At 61.8% G+C, this 18884-nt stretch carries 13 protein-coding genes; 7 read left to right on the top strand and 6 right to left on the bottom strand.

Annotated elements, in window-relative coordinates:
• Positions 1-19: 19 nt before the first annotated feature.
• A complete protein-coding gene (parC, locus tag ACVTFQ_RS04950; RefSeq protein ID WP_111561154.1) occupies positions 20-2278 on the bottom strand; it encodes a DNA topoisomerase IV subunit A in 2259 nt (752 codons plus the stop codon).
• 224 nt (positions 2279-2502) lie between these two features.
• Between parC and ACVTFQ_RS04945 the strand changes: the two genes are divergently transcribed.
• The gene (locus ACVTFQ_RS04945; RefSeq protein ID WP_111561153.1) at positions 2503-3690 is read left to right on the top strand and encodes a hypothetical protein; all 1188 of its coding nucleotides are present in this window, start codon (positions 2503-2505) and stop codon (positions 3688-3690) included.
• Positions 3691-3823: 133 nt separating this feature from the next.
• Here the strand turns inward: ACVTFQ_RS04945 and aspS are convergent, their stop codons facing one another.
• Complete coding sequence (gene aspS, locus ACVTFQ_RS04940) at positions 3824-5614, bottom strand: aspartate--tRNA ligase (protein ID WP_026283039.1); 1791 nt, start codon at positions 5612-5614, stop codon at positions 3824-3826.
• Between the two features lie 268 nt (positions 5615-5882).
• Here aspS and ACVTFQ_RS04935 point away from each other — a divergent pair, with 268 nt between their 5' ends.
• From ACVTFQ_RS04935 to ACVTFQ_RS04920, 4 genes are all read left to right on the top strand, one after another.
• A complete protein-coding gene (locus ACVTFQ_RS04935) occupies positions 5883-7298 on the top strand; it encodes a multicopper oxidase family protein (RefSeq protein WP_111561152.1) in 1416 nt (471 codons plus the stop codon).
• A gap of 83 nt (positions 7299-7381) precedes the next feature.
• Positions 7382-8527, top strand: a complete 1146-nt coding sequence (gene rnd / locus ACVTFQ_RS04930; protein ID WP_111561151.1) for a ribonuclease D — start codon at positions 7382-7384, stop codon at positions 8525-8527.
• A 162-nt stretch (positions 8528-8689) separates the two neighbouring features.
• Complete coding sequence (locus tag ACVTFQ_RS04925) at positions 8690-9760, top strand: adenylate/guanylate cyclase domain-containing protein (protein WP_111561150.1); 1071 nt, start codon at positions 8690-8692, stop codon at positions 9758-9760.
• A 45-nt stretch (positions 9761-9805) separates the two neighbouring features.
• Positions 9806-11164 carry an esterase-like activity of phytase family protein gene (locus ACVTFQ_RS04920; RefSeq protein WP_111561533.1) on the top strand — a complete coding sequence of 453 codons (1359 nt, stop codon included), beginning with the start codon at positions 9806-9808 and terminating at the stop codon, positions 11162-11164.
• Between the two features lie 80 nt (positions 11165-11244).
• Here the strand turns inward: ACVTFQ_RS04920 and ppx are convergent, their stop codons facing one another.
• The 4 genes from ppx to ACVTFQ_RS04900 all read right to left on the bottom strand — a co-directional run bounded on the left by ppx (position 11245) and on the right by ACVTFQ_RS04900 (position 16883).
• Positions 11245-12768, bottom strand: a complete 1524-nt coding sequence (gene ppx, locus ACVTFQ_RS04915) for an exopolyphosphatase (protein ID WP_111561149.1) — start codon at positions 12766-12768, stop codon at positions 11245-11247.
• 12 nt (positions 12769-12780) lie between these two features.
• Positions 12781-14985 (bottom strand): RNA degradosome polyphosphate kinase, encoded by a 2205-nt coding sequence (locus ACVTFQ_RS04910; RefSeq protein WP_047513236.1) that lies wholly within the window; start codon positions 14983-14985, stop codon positions 12781-12783.
• Positions 14986-15051: 66 nt separating this feature from the next.
• Positions 15052-15765 carry a DnaA regulatory inactivator HdaA gene (gene hdaA, locus ACVTFQ_RS04905; RefSeq protein WP_026283042.1) on the bottom strand — a complete coding sequence of 238 codons (714 nt, stop codon included), beginning with the start codon at positions 15763-15765 and terminating at the stop codon, positions 15052-15054.
• A complete protein-coding gene (locus tag ACVTFQ_RS04900; protein WP_111561147.1) occupies positions 15762-16883 on the bottom strand; it encodes an AI-2E family transporter in 1122 nt (373 codons plus the stop codon). The genes hdaA and ACVTFQ_RS04900 overlap by 4 nt, the downstream gene beginning before the upstream one ends.
• A 245-nt stretch (positions 16884-17128) precedes the next feature.
• Between ACVTFQ_RS04900 and purM the strand changes: the two genes are divergently transcribed.
• A complete protein-coding gene (gene purM / locus ACVTFQ_RS04895; RefSeq protein WP_111561146.1) occupies positions 17129-18202 on the top strand; it encodes a phosphoribosylformylglycinamidine cyclo-ligase in 1074 nt (357 codons plus the stop codon).
• A complete protein-coding gene (gene purN / locus ACVTFQ_RS04890) occupies positions 18199-18858 on the top strand; it encodes a phosphoribosylglycinamide formyltransferase (protein ID WP_111561145.1) in 660 nt (219 codons plus the stop codon). Before purM ends, purN begins: the two co-directional genes overlap by 4 nt.
• The last annotated feature ends 26 nt before the right edge of the window (positions 18859-18884 follow it).

The raw sequence follows: 18884 nt of genomic DNA, 5'->3' as shown, positions 1-18884 counted from the left end.
AGCGGGGCGCTGATATATTTCAGCCGGCGAACTTGCCGCTGCGGGGGAAGCCCTTGGGAACGGTGCGACCGGCGGATGCGCGGTCGGCGAGCCACTCGGCGAGCTCTTCCTTGTTCTTGCTGAACGTACGGCCGGCGCTGTCTTCCCAGACGAGGCCATCCGCGATCGCGAAGCAGCGAACATCCGAAATGCCGCCGTCCTTGTAGCGCTGCAGGCGAACGCCCTTGCCGCGCGACATTTCCGGAACCTGATCCAGCGGGAAGACCAGAAGCTTGCGGTTTTCGCCGACGACGGCGACGTGGTCGCCGGATACGGGCACGAGCAGCTTGGTCTCGTCGGGCATGGAGACGTTCATGATCTGCTTGCCCTTGCGGGTGTTGGCGACCATGTCGGTCTCCGCGACCACGAAGCCGTTGCCGGCCGTCGACACGATCATCTGCTTGCGCTGCGGATCGTGGACGAAGGCCGTCAGCACGTCCTGGTCGTTGTCCATGTCGATCATGATACGCAACGGTTCGCCATGGCCGCGACCGCCGGGCAGCTTGTCGCCGCCGAGCGTGAAGGCCTTGCCGCCTGTGGTGATGATAAGGATCTTGTCCGTCGTCTGCGCCGGGAACGCGATCCTCAGCGCATCGCCTTCCTTGAAGGTCAGCGTCGTGGTGTCGGAGATGTGGCCCTTCAGCGCGCGGATCCAGCCCTTTTCGGAGACGACGACGGTGATCGGTTCCTTCTCGATCATCGCCTGCTGGATCGCCTGCTCGTCGGCATCAGGCGCTTCGGCGAACTGGGTGCGGCGGCGGCCGAGTTCGGTCGCCTTGGCGAACTTCTTCTTCACCTCACCGATTTCCCAGGCGACGGTCTGCCACTGCTTGTCCTCGGAGGCGAGCAGCGCTTCGATCTCGGCCTTTTCCTTGCTGAGAGCGTCGAACTCGGTGCGGATCTCGAATTCTTCCAGCTTGCGCAAGGAGCGCAGGCGCATGTTGAGGATGGCTTCAACCTGGATCTCGGTCAGCGACCAGCGCGCGACCATGACGGGCTTGGGTTCATCCTCCTCGCGGATGATACGGATCACCTCATCGATGTTGAGGTAGGCGATCAGCAAACCGCCCAGGACTTCCAGGCGACGCTCGATGGCGGCCAGGCGGAAGCGCGAACGGCGCTGAAGCACGTCGCGACGATGGTCCAGCCACTCCTTCAGGACCTCGTTCAGGGCCATGACGCGCGGAATGCGGCCCATGGAGAGAACGTTCATGTTCAGCGGGAAACGGCTTTCGAGTTCCGTCAGCTTGAACATGGATTCCATGAGGATCGTCGGGTCGACGGTACGGTTCTTCGGCACCAGCACGACGCGGACATCTTCGGCCGACTCGTCGCGGATATCTTCGAGCAGAGGAAGCTTGCGGGCGATCAAGAGCTCGGCGATCTTCTCGATCAGGCGCGACTTCTGCACCTGGAACGGGATTTCCGTGATGATGATCTGATAACCGCCGCGGCCGAGATCCTCGGTCTCCCACTTGGCGCGCGTGCGGAAGCCGCCGCGGCCGGTCTTGTAGGCGTCGATGATCGTCTGGCGGTCGTCGATGATGATGCCACCGGTCGGGAAATCCGGACCCGGAATGAACTCCTCCACCAGCGTCTCGACCGTCGCATCCGGATGCTTGATCAGATGCAGCGCCGCGTCGCACAGTTCATGCGCGTTGTGCGACGGAATCGAGGTCGCCATGCCGACGGCGATGCCCGACGAGCCGTTAGCGAGAAGGTTCGGGAAAGCGCCCGGAAGAACCGTCGGCTCCTGGTCTTCCTCGTTATAGGTCAGCCGGAAATCGACGGCGTCCTGGTCGACGCCTTCGAGCAACAGCCCGGCGACATCGGTCATGCGGGCTTCGGTGTATCGATAGGCAGCCGCACTGTCGCCATCGATGTTGCCGAAGTTCCCCTGCCCGTCGACGACGGGATAACGCTGCGAGAAATCCTGGGCGAGACGGACCAGCGCATCGTAGACCGATTGGTCGCCGTGCGGGTGGAACTTACCGATGACGTCACCGACGATACGGGCGCATTTCTTGAAGGCCGAGTTTGGGCGAATGCCCATCTCGCTCATCGCGTGGATAATGCGGCGATGGACCGGCTTCAGGCCGTCGCGAACGTCGGGCAGCGCGCGGTGCATGATGGTCGACAGCGCGTAGGCGAGATAACGCTCTTCGAGCGCCGCCTTCAGGTCGATCGGAAGAATGCTGTCATCGTCTCCGCCCGACGGCGGCAAAATCTCTTGTCCCATACCTTCTGACTAACCGAGATGGTTGATGTGAGCAAGGAATCCGGGCATTGCGGCTGTGGATGAAGTCTCCGAACAGAAAGAAAACAACCGCTAAAACCTTTCTGCCCGAATTTGGACTTTGTTTGCTTATCCCTTCAACATAATTTTAGAAAACACGAAATATAAACCGGCACAAATCCATCGTAGATTATGGCCAACCGCCCACCTGGATCTGAGGAACACCCATGACATTTTACCGGACGACACGGCTCATGCTTTCGGGCGTGGCATTCCTTTCTCTCGCCGGCTCCGCCTTCGCGCTCGATGGCCAGGACCTGCTGACGAAGATCAATGCCGCCTATACGCTGCAGGGCGGCACGCTCGCAGCCGACGGCGTCGATGTCGACGGCAAGACCGTGACGCTGAAGAACGCCAGCTTCAAGCCGAACAACGGCAGTGCTCTGCCGATCGGCGAAATCACGCTCTCGGGCGTCGAAGAAGACGAGGACGGCGGCTACTACATCGAGGAAGCAGCCTTCCCTGATATCAACACCACCAATGACGGTGCGACGCTGACCGTGAGCGAGCTGACGCTCGGCGGCATCTCCATCCCTGCCGATGCCAAGGGCGAAGGCCTCTCCTCCATGCTGCTCTACGAGAGCGCCCACAGCGGCCCGCTGAAGGTCGTCAAGGATGGCGCCGAAGTGTTCTCGCTCGGCGGCAGCGATGTGAACCTGACGCTGCGCGAAGACGAGTCCGGCTTCGATTTCGACGGCGCCTTCAAGAGCCTCAAGGCTGACCTCAGCAAGGCGGCCGATCCGCAGAGCAAGGAAGCGATCGAGAAGCTGGCGCTGCAGCAAGTAAACGGCGACATCACTATGAAGGGCGCCTGGGACCTGGCACCGGGCACGATCGACGTATCCGAGTTCGCCTTCGACTTCAGCAATGTCGGCAAGCTCAACCTCGCCTTCAAGGTCAATGGCTACACGCTCGCCTTCGTGAAGTCGCTGCAGGAAGCCGCCCAGCAGGCGGAAGCCAACCAGAACAAGGACCAGGCACAGCAGGCCTTCGGCCTTGCCATGCTTGGTCTGCTGCAGCAGCTGTCCTTCGAAAGCGCCCAGATCCGCTTCGACGACGCCTCGATCACCAAGCGCGCGCTCGACTACGCCGGCAGCCAGCAAGGCATGTCGGGCAAGCAGATGGCGGACTCGCTGAAGGCGATGGCGCCGATCATGCTGGCGCAGCTCAACATCCCCGAGCTGCAGAACGCCGTATCGGCCGCCGTCAACACCTTCCTCGACGACCCGAAGAGCCTGACGGTCAACGCCGCACCGGAAAAGCCCGTGCCGTTCCCGATGATCATGGGTGCCGCCATGGGCGCCCCGAACACGCTGCCGCAGGTGCTCGGCGTGAAGGTTTCGGCGAACGACTGATCGCCTCGACATGAAATCAGGAAGGCCCGGCGCGCATTGCTCGCCGGGCCTTTTTGTTGGCTGGAAATGATCAGAGCCAGAAACGAAAAAAGCCCGACTTGCGCCGGGCTTTTCTCATTCACGCGATGTTCGCTCAGTCCTTCTTGACCGGCGGCATGACGCGCAGCGACAGTTCCATCAGCTGCTTCGGCGTTGCCGGCGATGGGGCGTTCATCAGGAGGTCCTGCGCCTGCTGGTTCATCGGGAACAGCGTGATTTCGCGCAGGTTCTTGGCGCCGAGCAGCAACATCACGACACGGTCGATACCGAAGGCGCAGCCGCCATGCGGAGGCGCGCCGTACTGGAAGGCGCGGTACATGCCGCCGAAGCGTTCCTCGACATCCGTCTGGCTGAGGCCGACCAGTTCGAAGGCCTTGACCATGGCTTCCGGCGACTGGTTACGGATCGAGCCCGAGGCGATTTCGAAGCCGTTGCAGACGGCGTCGTACTGGTAGGCCTTGAGCGACAGCGGATCCTGGCTCTGCAGCGCTTCCAGACCACCCTGCGGCATCGAGAAGGGGTTGTGGGCGAAATCGATCTTCTTGTCTTCCTCGCTCCATTCGTAGAACGGGAAGTCGATGATCCAGCACAGTTCGAAACGATCGCGATCGACGAGGTTCAGGTCTTCACCCGCCTTGGTGCGTGCTTCGCCTGCGAACTTGTAGAACTTGGCCGGTTCGCCGGCGACGAAGAAGGCAGCGTCGCCTGCTTCAAGGCCGAGCTGGACGCGGAGCGCTTCGGTGCGTTCTTCGCCAATGTTCTTGGCGAGCGGACCGGAGCCGCCGACCTTGCCGTCTTCTTCCTTCCAGAAGATGTAGCCGAGGCCCGGCTGGCCGAGCGACTGCGCCCAGGCGTTCATGCGGTCGCAGAACGCGCGCGAACCACCTGTTTTGGCCGGGATCGCCCAGACTTCAACCTTCGGGTTCGATGCGATCATGCCGGCGAAGACCTTGAAGCCGGAGCCTGCGAAGTGCTCGGTGACGGCCTGCATCTCGATCGGGTTGCGCAGGTCGGGCTTGTCGGAGCCATACTTGCGGATCGCGACGTCGTAAGGAATACGCGGCCATTCCTTGGTGACCGGCTTGCCTTCGGCGAACTGCTCGAAGACGGAGGTCATGATCGGGGCCATCGTGTCCCAGACGTCTTCCTGGGTGACGAAGCTCATTTCCAGGTCGAGCTGGTAGAATTCTCCCGGCAGGCGGTCGGCGCGCGGGTCTTCATCGCGGAAGCACGGCGCGATCTGGAAGTAGCGGTCGAAACCGGCCACCATCAGGAGCTGCTTGTACTGCTGCGGCGCCTGCGGCAGGGCGAAGAACTGTCCGGGGTGGATACGCGACGGCACGAGGAAGTCGCGCGCGCCTTCCGGCGAGGAGGCCGTCAGGATCGGGGTCGTATATTCGCCGAAGCCGGCCGACGTCATGCGGTTGCGGATGTCGGAGATGATCTGGCTGCGCTTGACGATGTTCTTGTGCAGCGTCTCGCGGCGCAGGTCGAGGAAGCGGTACTTGAGGCGGATGTCCTCAGGGTAATCAGGCTCGCCGAAGACCGGCAGCGGCAGTTCCTTGGCTTCGGAGAGCACTTCGATCTCCTGGGCGTAGAGTTCGATCTCGCCGGTCGCCATGTTCTTGTTGACGGTGTCTTCCGAGCGCGCCTTGACGACGCCGTCGATGCGGATGACCCACTCGCCGCGAACGGTCTCGGCGATCTTGAAGGCCGGGCTATCCGGGTCGGCGACGACCTGGGTCATGCCGTAATGGTCGCGAAGGTCGATGAAGAGAACGCCGCCATGGTCACGAACGCGGTGGACCCAGCCGGAAATCCGGACATTGGCGCCGACATCCGACTTGCGGAGGGCTGCACATGTGTGGCTGCGGTAACGATGCATCATCTCAATTTCCAGTATTTGGCTTGAAGACGGCAGCAGGGGCTTCAAAAGCTCTCTCGCGCCGACAAGAAAATCGGGCGGAAAAGCGCATGGACGGCCTGATTTGTCAAGACTTGGCACGGCTCACGCGTGCTTTGCGCGCGGTTTTCGACGTGGTTGCAACCTTATCATATGCCAAGCTCCGCGGCAGTTTGGTTGCGCGAGGCATATTGCTGAAGGTCGCGGTCAACTTTAAAGAGGATGTATCATCCTTCTCCGGAGTCCCACCATGCCTCTCCTCACCCGCCGCAACCTCCTGAAGGCTTCCGCCGTCGCCGGCGCTTACGGGGTAGGCATCGGCATCGCGGGCAAGTTCGGCATGGCGGAGGCGGCACCCGAGCCGCAGGTCTTGAAAGCGCTGAAGACGCAGGCAACGCTGACCGATGCCGGCGTGACCAAGAACATCATGACGTGGGGTGCTGTGGGGGGTGACGCGCAGGGCGGTGCGGCGATGCCGCCGGTGCTCCGGATGACCAAGGACAAGCCCTATGCGGCGCGGCTGACCAACACGCTCGACGAACCCACCACCATTCACTGGCACGGCCTGCGCATTCCCAACAAGATGGACGGCGTGCCGTTCATGACGCAGCCCTATGTCTATACCGGCGACAGCTTCGACTATGCCTTCACGCCGCCCGATGCCGGCACCTTCTGGTATCATCCGCACTGCAACACGCTGGCGCAGATGGGCCAGGGCATGACCGGCGTGATCGTGGTCGATGATCCGGCCGACCCGACATTCGATTCCGAAGTCGTGCTGAACCTCCGCGACTGGCGGCTTGGCGGCGATGGCCAGTTCATCGCGGCATTCCGGCCACGCGATGCGGCGAAGACAGGCACCTATGGCACCGTCCGCACCGCGAACTGGCATCAGGAGCCGCAATATGACGCGCCGGCCGGCGGCCTGATCCGCCTGCGCATCGCCGTCACGGATGTCACGCGCATCTTCTCGCTGAAGATGGAGGGTGCCGAGGCGACCGTGATCGCGATCGACGGCAATCCAGTGCCGAAGCGCTTCCCGCTCGACCTGCTGCTGATCGGTCCCGGCCAGCGGCTCGATCTTGCCGTTCGCATGCCCGATAGCGAAGGCGCGGTTGCGACGCTGGAGGACATTCGCGGCACCACGCCGAAAACGATCGCCAAGCTGCGATCGGTCGGCACCTCGCTCAAGCGCAATGTCGGCGACCTCGCAGCGCTCGCCGAGAACCCCGTCGCAAAGGCCGACCTGTCTTCGGCAGAGAAAATCTCGGTGGTCCTTAGCGCCACCGCCGAAAATGCGCCCGTCGACAGCATCTGCGGGACGCTGGGCTACAGCTTCTGGGCCATCAACAAGGTGCCGTGGCCGGGCGACACGAGTGACCCGACTGCGCCGCTTTCGGAATTGAAGCTCGGCAAGAGCTATATCCTGCAGCTGGAGAACGTGACGCCGCATACGCATCCGATCCACCTGCACGGGATGAGCTTCACGGTGCTCTCATCCTCCACGCGGGAGGTCATGCCGCTCGTCACCGACACCTATCTGGTGCAGCCCGACGAAAAGGTGCAGCTTGCCTTCGTCGCCGACAATCTCGGCGATTGGCTGTTGCATTGCCACATCATCGAGCATCAGAAGACCGGCATGACGAGTTATGTCAGGGTTGTTTGACCACTCTTTGCCGGTAGCGGTTGACATATTGGGCCGAAAGGAGAAGGAAGGTTCAACTATGTCTATCCTGCGAATGAATTGAGATGATTGAAACAACCGCCGATTTGGAGGCGGCCTGCATCGAGCTGGCCAAGTCAGAATTCATTACTATCGACACCGAGTTTCTGCGAGAGACGACGTTCTGGCCGGAGCTTTGCTTGATCCAGATGGCGAGCCCGACGACGGAAGTGCTTGTCGATCCGCTGGCCAAGGGTCTCGACCTGAAACCCTTCTTCGAGCTGATGGCCAATTCCAGCGTGCTGAAGGTGTTCCACGCCGCGCGCCAGGATATCGAAATCATCTACAACCGGGGCGGCCTCATTCCGCATCCGATCTTCGACACACAGGTCGCGGCGATGGTTTGCGGCTTCGGCGATTCCGTTTCCTACGACCAGCTGGTCAGCCGGACCAAGGGCGTGCAGATCGACAAGTCCTCGCGCTTCACCGACTGGAGCCGCCGTCCGCTTTCCGAAAAGCAGCTAGACTATGCGCTGGCCGACGTGACGCATCTGCGCGACGTCTACCTCTATCTCAAGGCAGAGCTCGAGCGCGAAGGCCGCTCCCTGTGGCTCTCCGAGGAGATGGATGTGCTTGAGGCGAAAGAGACCTACGACATTCATCCCGACGATGCGTGGCAGCGCCTGAAGATGCGCCTGCGCAAGCCGCAGGAGCTTGCCGTGCTGAAATACGTGGCCGCATGGCGCGAGCGTGAAGCGCGCAGCCGCAACGTGCCGCGTTCGCGCGTCATCAAGGACGACGCGATCTATGAGATCGCTCAGCAGCAGCCCAAGGATGCCGAGGCGCTTGGCCGCCTGCGCACCATCCCGAAGGGTTGGGAACGGTCGTCGGCCGGTGCCGCCGTCGTTGAGGCGGTGAATACCGCACTCGCCTTGCCCAAGGCCGAGATGCCGCATGCGCCGAGGCAGACCCAGGCGCCGGAGGGAGCCGCGGCCGCAGCTGAGCTCCTGAAGGTGCTGTTGAAGCTGATCTCGGAAAAGCACGGCGTCGCACCCAAGGTGATCGCCAACAGCGAGGATCTGGACAAGATCGCCGCCGAGGGCGAAAACGCCGATGTGGGCGCACTGCGCGGCTGGCGTCGGGAGCTGTTCGGCGATCCCGCTTTGCAGCTGATCAAGGGCGACGTTGCGTTGCGCTTCGTCGGCAAGAAGGTCGAGACGGTCGCTCTGTAAGTCGCGACGCAAATTTTGCGTCGCCTCGATTCAGGCCATAACTGCGCCCAATCATTCAGCTAAATCTTTTCGGGAGGGATATCCAATCCCCTTCCGAAAGGGCTTACGCGCGCCTACATTGCTTGAGACGCACGCTGGCCAAGGCTGAACGAAAAGACCCTTATGAGAGAAGTATCTCCAGTCCAGAACTGGCTTCTGATCATGCTCGTCATGGCAGGAAGCGGCGTGCTCTACAGCGTGATGTTCTTCCAGGACAGCCGCCCGCTCATCGGCGCCGTCTTCGCCCTGTGCATGGGCATGCCGATCATCGCCTTCGAGCGAAAAGTGATCTTTCGCGAACTGCGCAACCGCGTCGAGGCGCTGCCAACGCTGACCTTCTTCCTCGCAGAGCTTTTCATCTACGAAGTGCTGATGAGCATCGGCTTCGCGGCCGCCGGCCTCTCTTTGTGGGGAACCGGCATTGTCATTCCCCATTCCTGGGTCGACATGGTGGTGCTGCCGTTCAACGCCTTTCTTTACGCGCTGGCCGTCTGCTCGCTGATGATCTTCGTTCTCAGAGTTCGCGAGTTGCTGGGCCGCGAAGTGTTCACCAGCATGCTCGTCAGCCGCTACCGCAAACCGGTCAGCGAAGAGCGGGTGTTTCTTTTCATCGACCTTGTCGATTCGACGACCTTCGCGGAGAAGCACGGCGATTTGCGCGCCCAGCAGATGCTGAGCTCGCTGTTTGCCGCCTTTGCCGAGCCGGTGCGCAAGTACAAGGGAACGATCGTCGACTATGTCGGCGATGCCGCCATCATTACCTGGCCGCTGGACCGCGGGGTCAAATTCGCGCGCTGCGTCAATTGCATCTTCGACATCATCAATGCAATCGAGGCGGATGCCGAGAGCTGGCTGACGACCTATGGGCAGGTGCCGAGGTTGCGCGCCGCGCTTCATGGCGGCAGCATCATCACCGCGGAAATCGGCGTCGACCATCACAAGATCACGTATTTCGGCGACACCATCAACACGGCGTCGCGGCTTGAATCGCTCTGCAAGACGCTGAACCGCTCGGTGCTGATATCGACCGACCTCGCCCAGCGGATCCAGCTGCCGGCCAAGGTTGTCGCGGAGGATCTCGGGCAACACGCCGTCAAGGGGCGCGGACAGAGCCTCGGCGTGATCTCGCTCGTCAAGGCGGACGACCGCGTAGCGTCACCAAAGCTTCACGCGGGTGTCAAAGCGCCGACATGAGAGGCCTGTTAATCGAAGCCCGCATTCCATCACATGGGGGTTTCGATGAAAAATGCTCTTCTTGCTTCTGTTTCATTTGTTCTTTTGATCTCCGGTTCGGCCATGGCCGACCAGCAGCAATTTCCCGCAAAGCTCGCCGGTCAGGCTATTTTGCCGGCGAACACCATGGTGCCGGCTCCCGCCGATGCACCTGAGTTCCTCAAGCACTCCGGCAAGTTCACGACGCCGGATCGCAAGCGCACCGAGGCGCTCGGCACCGTTCCGGGCAAGGACGGCGCGCGCGTGACCGACCTCAAGCTTCCCTTCGACGGACAGCCGATCCAGGGCTTCTCCGGCATCAAGACCATGGAAGACGGCACGTTCTGGACGTTGTCCGACAACGGCTTCGGCTCGAAGGCCAATTCCAGCGACGCCATGCTTTTCCTGCATCAGGTGAAATTCGACTGGGCCACCGGCAAGGTCGAGGTCGTCAAGAACCTGTTCCTGTCCGATCCCGACAAGAAGGCACCCTTCCCGATCGTGCTTGAAGGTGCGGAGAAGCGCTACCTCACAGGCGCTGATTTCGACATCGAGTCCATCCAGCCCGTCGCCGACGGCTTCTGGATCGGCGAGGAGTTCGGTCCCTACATCCTGAAGTTCGACACCGAGGGCAAGCTGACCGACGTCGTTTCGACCGTCGTCAACGGCAAGCCGGTGCTGTCGCCCGACAATCCGACGCTGTCGGTTCCGGCAAACCCGGTCGCCAAGATGCCGGCCTTCAACCTGAAGCGCTCGGGCGGCTTCGAAGGCCTTGCCATGTCCAAGGACGGATCCAAGCTTTACGGTCTGCTCGAAGGCCCGCTCTTCCAGGACGACGGCAAGGTCGAGACGGTCGATGGCCGGACCGCCATCCGCATCGTCGAGTTCGACACGGCTGCCAAGAACTGGACCGGCCGCAGCTGGCTCTATCCGCTGGAAGAAAAAGGCATCGCGATCGGCGACTTCAACATGCTCGACGACAGTACCGCGCTGGTGATCGAGCGTGACAACGGCGCCGGCAGCAAGGACAAGGCCTGCGCCGATCCCAAGCAGCCGAAGGCGGATTGCTTCGAGGCTCCCGCCGAGTTGAAGCGCATCTACAAGATCGAGTTCAACGACGCCAACGTAAACGGCGCCGTACGCAAGATCGGCTATATCGACCTTCTCGACATCAAGGACCCGGACAACAAGAAGAAGGCCGGCACCAAGGATGGCGTCTACGACATGCCGTTCGTAACGATCGAGAACGTCGACCGCGTCGATGCCACCCATATCGTGGTCGGCAACGACAACAACCTGCCCTTCTCGGCCGGCCGCGCCGTCGACAAGGCTGACGACAACGAGTTCAGCCTGCTCGAAGTCGGCGAACTGCTGAACGCCAAGTAAGCAGCGATCGAAATCAAGACGGCCCCCGTTCGAAAGAGCGGGGGCCGTTTTGTTCGGCATGGGATTGAGCGGCGGCAGCGCTACTCGAAACGGAAGGCCAGGCGCTTGTTCGTCAGCTTCGCAAGCTGCTGCAGGCGGCCATCGAGACGCTCGCCGGCGAAATCGCGATACTCCGAGGGCACCACAAACTCAAGGTCGAGATCGGGATCGTTGGACTTGCGGAAGGTCAGATTGCGGACGATGCCGGGCATCGAGGCCGAGAACAGATAGACGACACGCAGCATGCCGCCGAGCAGCTTGGCGCGCTCGACATATTGCGGCGTTGCGATCGTTGCCAGCGGGCTGGTCGCGCCGTCGTCGTGCAGGCCTTCGAAGCGGTAGTAATTGGCGAGCGCGATGAAGGCGCGGCCGGGATGGCTGATGCCGACGAAGGAGGTGTGGGCGATGATGTTCAGCGCCTGCAGGCCGCGATAATCGGGATGGGCGCGCCAGCTGATATCGGCAAGCAGGCAGGCAGCCTGGCGATAGCGGGCTTCTTCCGGCGTCTCCAAGATATCGAAGAACGGCATCATCCGGCCGGTCCATTCCGAGAGCTCGCGGGCATGTTCGGGAGAGCGGGCACGCAGGATCGCCAGTTCGCGAGCCGCTTCCAGCAGTGGATCGGCGCGACGTTCGCTTTCGGAGAGAAGCGAGTAGAGATAGCCCTCGCGCACGCCCTGGCCAGAGAAGGAGATCACCGAGGGCTTCATGACGCTCAGCACTTCCTTCATCGCAATGGCGCCGAACGGCAGCAATGCGCGGCGATACTTCGAGACCGCCATCCAGGCGGGATCCTTGGAGTCCCTCGCGGCATCGACCTGATCGAGAAACAGCATCATCTGCTCGAGCGAGATTTCGTAGCCCTGCATCATGTGCAGCGGATAGTTGGTCATCTCCATGTGCAGCTTGGCGATGTTTCGCCAAGTGCCGCCCACAGCGTAGAACGTCCGCCCCTCGCCCTTGGCCAGAAGCTTGGAGATGGTCTTCACATGCTTGCGGGCGAAGGTGCGGGCCTTTTCCATCGAGCCGCCGGCATATTCCGACAGGCGCAGGCCGCCGAGCGGCAGCGTCACGCCCTGCCCGAGTTCCTTGCCCTTGATGTCGATCAGTTCCAGAGAGCCGCCGCCCAGGTCACCGGCGATACCGTCAGGCGTGTAAAAGCCGCTGACGATGCCGAGCGCGGAGAACTTGGCTTCTTCCTCGCCGGAGAGAACGCGCACCTTGCGCTGCAGGATGGTTTCGGCGCGATGGATGAAATCCGGGCCGTTCGAGGCCTCGCGGGCAGCAGCCGTCGCCAGCACGTACATGGTGGCCGCGCGCGCCTGATCGGACAGCGCCTTGAAGCGATGCAGAGCGGAAAGCGCACGTTCGACGCTGGCCTCGTCCATCTTGCCTGTGAGCGCTATGCCCTTACCGAGACCGCAGAGAACCTTTTCGTTGAAAAGGATCGTGGGCGATCTCGACAAGCCTTCATAGATGACCACACGGATCGAGTTCGACCCGATATCGACAACGGAGACCGGGGCAATCCCTGGAAGGCGCCCCTGGGCTTCTGATTCAACCATGCAGGTCCAGTTTTATCGTTTCGTGCGGCCGGAAAGAAGGCCGGCAATCAGCTTTGGCGCACTGGATTTCAACGCTTCACCACGGCCCGAAAGGCTGGGATTGGTCATGAAATACTGTTGCGCGTTGAACGGCTCCTCGCCCTTGCGCACCTCCATGCGCCTTGACGTCCCGTCGGCCAATATCTCGTAGCTTTGTTGATTGTCAATGAGGTTGCCAAGCATGATCTGTGACAAAACCTGCTCGTGCACGGTCGGATTGATGAGCGGAACCAGCGTTTCGACGCGGCGATCGAGGTTTCGCGGCATCATGTCGGCTGAGCCGATATAGACCAGCGCCTTGTCCGACGGCAGACCGTGGCCGTTGCCGAAGCAGAAGATGCGGCTGTGCTCGAGGAAGCGGCCGACGATCGACTTGACGCGGATGTTTTCCGACAGGCCAGGAACTTGCGGGCGCAGGCAGCAGATGCCGCGGATGACGAGATCGATCTCGACGCCGGCGTGGCTCGCCGTATAGAGGGCGTCGATGATTTCGGGATCGACGAGCGAGTTCATCTTCATCCAGATCGCCGCCGGCGCGCCGTTCTTGGCATGCTTGATCTCTTCGTTGATGTGGCGAAGGATGCGCGAGCGCAGCGTATAGGGCGATACGGCGAGCTTCATGCTTTCTTCCGGCTCGCCATAACCGGTGATGAAGTTGAAGATATTGGCCATGTCGTGCGCAATGACAGGATTGCAGGTGAAAAACGACAGGTCGGTATAAATCTTCGCAGTGATCGGATGATAGTTGCCGGTGCCGAGATGGCAGTAGCTGCGCAGCTTGCCCTCTTCGCGGCGAACGACCAACGACATCTTCGAGTGGGTCTTCAATTCGATGAAGCCGAAGACGACCTGCACGCCGGCGCGTTCGAGATCGCGCGCCCAGCGGATGTTGGCTTCCTCGTCGAAACGCGCCTTGAGCTCGACAAGCGCCGTGACCGACTTGCCGGATTCGGCGGCATCGATCAGCGCGCGAACGATCGGGCTGTCGTTGGAGGTGCGGTAGAGCGTCTGCTTTATCGCCAGGACGTCAGGATCACGCGCAGCCTGGAGCAGAAACTGGACCACCACGTCGAAGGACTCGTAGGGGTGGTGAACCACCATGTCCTTTTCGCGGATGGCGGCGAAGCAATCGCCGGCGTGTTCGCGGACGCGTTCGGGAAATCGCGCATTGTAAGACGGGAAGCGCAGATCGTCGCGCGGCGCCTTGGTGATCTCAGACAGCGTGTTCAGCGCCAGCAGCCCAGGCAGAACGGCAACGCGGTTATCGGGCACGTTGGTCGCCTGCACTACGAACTGGCGCAGCGAGGCCGGCATTTCGGAATCGGTTTCGAGGCGGATGACCGAACCGCGGCGGCGGCGCTTCAGCGCGGTTTCGAAGAAGCGGACGAGATCTTCGGCTTCTTCTTCAACTTCGATATCGCTGTCGCGGATGATGCGGAACGTACCGGAACCCTGCACCTCATAGCCCGGGTAGAGCCGGTAGATGAAGATGTTGGCGACGTCTTCCAGCGTGATATAGCGGATCGTGTTGCCATCATCGGGCAGGCGCACGAAACGATCGAGCGCCGGCGGCAGGCGCAGAAGCGCCGTCATCGGCTCGCGGCCATTCTTGCTGACCAGCTGCAGGCCGATTGAGAAGCCGAGATTGGGGATGAAGGGGAACGGGTGTGCCGGGTCGATCGACAGCGGCGTCAGCACCGGGAAGATCGCCTGCTCGAATTCGGTGGCGAGCCAGTTGCGATCGCTTTCGCTGAGCGCGCCGGGGCGGACGATCAGGATATCTTCCTTGGCGAGATATTGCTGCAGGACCGCAAGCGAGGCCTGCTGCTCCATCTGCAGATTGTCGATTTCCTGCAAGATGGATTCGAGCTGCTCGGCCGGCGTCTTGCCATCGGGCGTGCGCACAACGATGTTCTGGCGCACCTGGCCTTCGAGACCGGCAACGCGCACCATGAAGAATTCATCAAGGTTGGCAGCCGAGATCGACAGGAAGCGAACGCGCTCGAGCAGCGGATGCTCGGTGTTCAGCGTTTCCTCGAGAACGCGGCGATTGAACTGCAGCCAGGAAAATTCGCGATTGATGAAGCGCTCGGGGCTGGAGAGCAGTTCTTCAAGCGGAGGAACGTTCGCCTTGGTTTCGGGAGCCGTTTCCTGGTTTCCCGCGACTGCACTGTCCATCGTTCGATCGTCCCCTCATGATTGCGCCAAGCCGAATATATCAGTTTCACGACGGAACTGTGACAGTCAATCAGCCGGATCGGAATTGCCCAATTCATTCAACACTTCAGCGGCGAGCGCGCGTGTGATCTTGGTGCCTCTCGATAGCGCCAACCGGTCCAGCCGCTCGACGATGGTCTGCGCGGCGTTTAGCGAGCGCTCCATCCTGACGACAATATAGAGCACCAGTTTGTCATCTATATAAAGCTGGCGATCGGCAAACAGCTTGACGATGACCTGCGACAGCAGTTCCTCGTCCGGCTCGCCGATCTCGACAACGGTCGCGGCCTTCAGGCGAGAGCGCAGATCGGCGAGCTCGACAGGCCAGGACATTGGCCAGAGGCGGCTGGTCATCAGCAGGCTGTGGCCGTTTTCGCGCACGCTGTTGATGACATGAAACAGTTCGGTGTCGTCGAAGCCGAGGCGATCGACGTCCTCAAAGAGCACCGGGCCGTTGGCCGCATCGACGGCGGCATTGGCGCCGGCCTTCGGGTGGATGAGCGTGGCGCCGCTGTGATCCTTCCAAATATTGGCGAGGTGTGACTTGCCCGATCCGACCGGGCCGGCGAGGATGACGACGGGCGAAGGCCAGTTCGGCCAGGCATCGACGATCTCGACAGCCGCCGCCAGCCGCTCAGAGATCAGGAGATCGTCACGACCGGTCGCGGCATCATGAGAAAAGGCCAAGGGCAGCTGCTCCACGGGCTTGCGCCTTGAGTCAGCGTTTTTCACGTCAGTCATTTCGGGCCAGCTTTTGTCTTCCGTACCGGGGTGGCCTTCGCCTCGCCCGCATACAGGTCACTCTCAAGATACCGTGAAAGCGCAAAGCGAACAAGGACGCCGACGGCGGCAGCGGCCGGCACGGCAACGAGCAGTCCGACGAAACCGAACAGCGCGCCGAAGGCAAAGAGCGCGAACATCAGCCAGACCGGATGCAGGCCGACGCTGTGACCGACAAGCTTCGGCTGCAGGATATTGCCTTCCATGAACTGGCCGCTGAAGAAGACCGCAAGCACCGCGCCGACCCAGATATAGTCAGGCCAGAACTGCACGAGCGCCACGCCGACTGCGGCAATCAGGCCAACGGTGGAGCCGACATAGGGGATGAAGCTGATCATGCCGGCGAAGAGGCCGATCAGCAGGCCGAAATTCAGCCCGACCAGCGACAGGCCGACCGCATACCAGATGCCGAGGATGAGGCAGAGCGACCCCTGACCGCGAATGAAGCCGGCAATCGCCTGATCGATCTCGCGCATGATCTGGTGGACGTTGGCGACGTAGTCGCGGGGCACATACTTGTCGATATTAGCGACCATCCGGTCCCAATCGAGCAGCATGTAGAAGGCGACAACGGGGGTCACGACCATCAGCGAGATCACGTTGACGACAGCAAGGCCGGAGCTCCAGACCTGGCTGAACAGCCCGGTGAGCAGGCCGAAGCCCTGAGACAGGATTTCGGAGAAATTGTTCTTGATTGTACCGAGCTGGTTCTTGATCCAATCCGGCAGCATCGAGTTCTGCTGCTTGGCGATGAAGGTCTGCAGCTGATCGATATAACCAGGCAGCCGGCCGGCGAAATCGGCGAACTGGCTGGCAAGGATCGGGATCAGGATCATCAGCGCAAGCACGATCAGGACCACGAAGGCGATCAGGATGACGATGGTCGCCATCAGGCGGCTGAGGCCGAGCCTCTCCAGCCGGTCGGCGACAGGGTCGAGGAAATAGGCGATCGCCATACCGGCCAGGAACGGCAGCAGGATGGAGCTGAACACCAAGAGGAAGGCGATGAAGGCGGCGAGCACGAACAGCCAGAAGATAACCTGGCGCTTCAGACCGGCGCCGCTAACCTGGTGTGGCATCATGTTCTCCGCTGATCGAACGTCGGTATTTGCCGCATCGCAGCGATACGGCCTGCGAGCCACATAGGATGCACCCGCGAGAATGGTCAACCCCAGCGTCCAATTTCCGCCGAGCTCCGTTCAAAAGAGCGGGAAATTGGGGCTTTTGCCACGCAACGCCTTGCATAAAGGCCCCTGTCATGCAATTGCGACCCGCATGTGACGCGGGGATATTTCCCGCCCGACGACAGCCATCGGAGAGCAGTATGAGCCAGTCCGGAAAAAACGGTCTCACCTATAGCGATGCAGGCGTGGATATCGACGCTGGCAACCTTCTCGTCGAAAAGATCAAGCCCGCCGTACGCTCGACCCGCCGCCCCGGCGCGGATGGCGAAATCGGTGGCTTCGGCGGCCTGTTCGACCTCAAGGCCGCGGGCTTCACCGATCCGGTCCTGGTTGCCGCCAATGACGGCGTCGGCACCAAGCTGAAGATCGCGATCGATGCCGATTATCACGACACCGTCGGCATCGACCTCGTGGCCATGTGCGTCAACGATCTTGTGGTCCAGGGCGCCGAGCCGCTGTTCTTCCTCGACTACTTCGCGACCGGCAAGCTCGATCCCGATCAGGGTGCGGCGATTGTCGAAGGTATTGCCGCCGGCTGCCGCGACGCGGGCTGTGCGCTGATCGGCGGCGAGACCGCCGAGATGCCTGGCATGTATTCCTCCGGCGATTACGATCTGGCCGGCTTTGCCGTGGGTGCGGCAGAACGCGGCAAGCTGCTGCCCTCGGGCGATATCGGCGAAGGCGACGTCATTCTCGGCCTCGCCTCCTCGGGCGTTCATTCCAACGGCTTCTCGCTGGTGCGCAAGATCGTCGGCCTTTCCGGCCTCGCCTGGGATGCGCCGGCACCGTTCGCAGACGGCAAGACGCTTGGTGAAGCGCTGCTGACGCCAACCCGCATCTATGTGAAGCAGCTCTTGAGCGTCATCCGCGAGACCGGCGCGATCAAGGCGCTGGCGCACATCACCGGCGGCGGCTTCCCCGAGAATATTCCGCGCGTTCTGCCGAAGCACCTCGCCGCCGAGATCGATCTCACCGCCGTCAAGGTTCCGGCCGTGTTTTCCTGGCTGTCGAAGACCGGCGGCGTGGAAGCGAACGAGATGCTGCGCACCTTCAACTGCGGCATCGGCATGATCGCCGTCATCTCCGCCGAGAATGCCGACACCGTCATTTCGGCGCTGGAAGCGCAGGGCGAAAGCGTCGTGCGGCTCGGCCGGATGATCGCCCGCGCCGAGGGCGCGCACGGCACGCTCTACCAGGGCACGCTCGCCATATGACGTCTCCGCGCAAACGCGTCGTCGTCTTCATCTCCGGCGGCGGTTCCAACATGATGGCGCTGGTCGCCGCCGCGAAGGCTCAGGATTTCCCTGCCGACATCGTCGGCGTGATCTCCGACAAGCCGGATGCGGGCGGGCTTGCCAAGGCATCAGCCGAGGGCATCGCGACCTTCGCCTTTCCGCGCAAGGATTACACCAGCAAGGAAGCGCATGAGGAAGCGATCTTCGCCGCCCTCGACGCTCTGTCGCCCGACATTCTCTGCCTCGCGGGCTACATGCGGCTACTGAGCGGCACATTCATCCAGCGCTACGAGGGGAAGATGATCAACATCCACCCTTCCCTACTGCCGCTATTCCCCGGCCTGCACACGCATCAGCGCGCCATCGACGCCGGCATGCGGATCGCCGGCTGCACGGTGCATTTCGTCACCGAGGGCATGGATGAAGGCCCTGTTATCGGCCAGGCGGCAGTGCCTGTACTCTCCGACGACACCGCCGACACGCTGGCGGCACGTGTGCTCACCGTCGAGCACAAGATTTATCCGCAAGCGCTAAAGCTGTTTGCCGAGGGCAAGGTGCGGATGGAAGGTGGCAAGGCTGTTAGGACTGCCGATGCGTCCGGCAATGCAGCAACCGGTGCCGTGATCTCCGCCTGATTGACCGGCGGGATGATGCGGATCAT

Source organism: Rhizobium sp. O111, assembly GCF_055616315.1.
The sequence above is the reverse complement of the archived record's forward strand: the minus strand, read 5'-3'. Positions and strand labels throughout refer to the sequence as shown.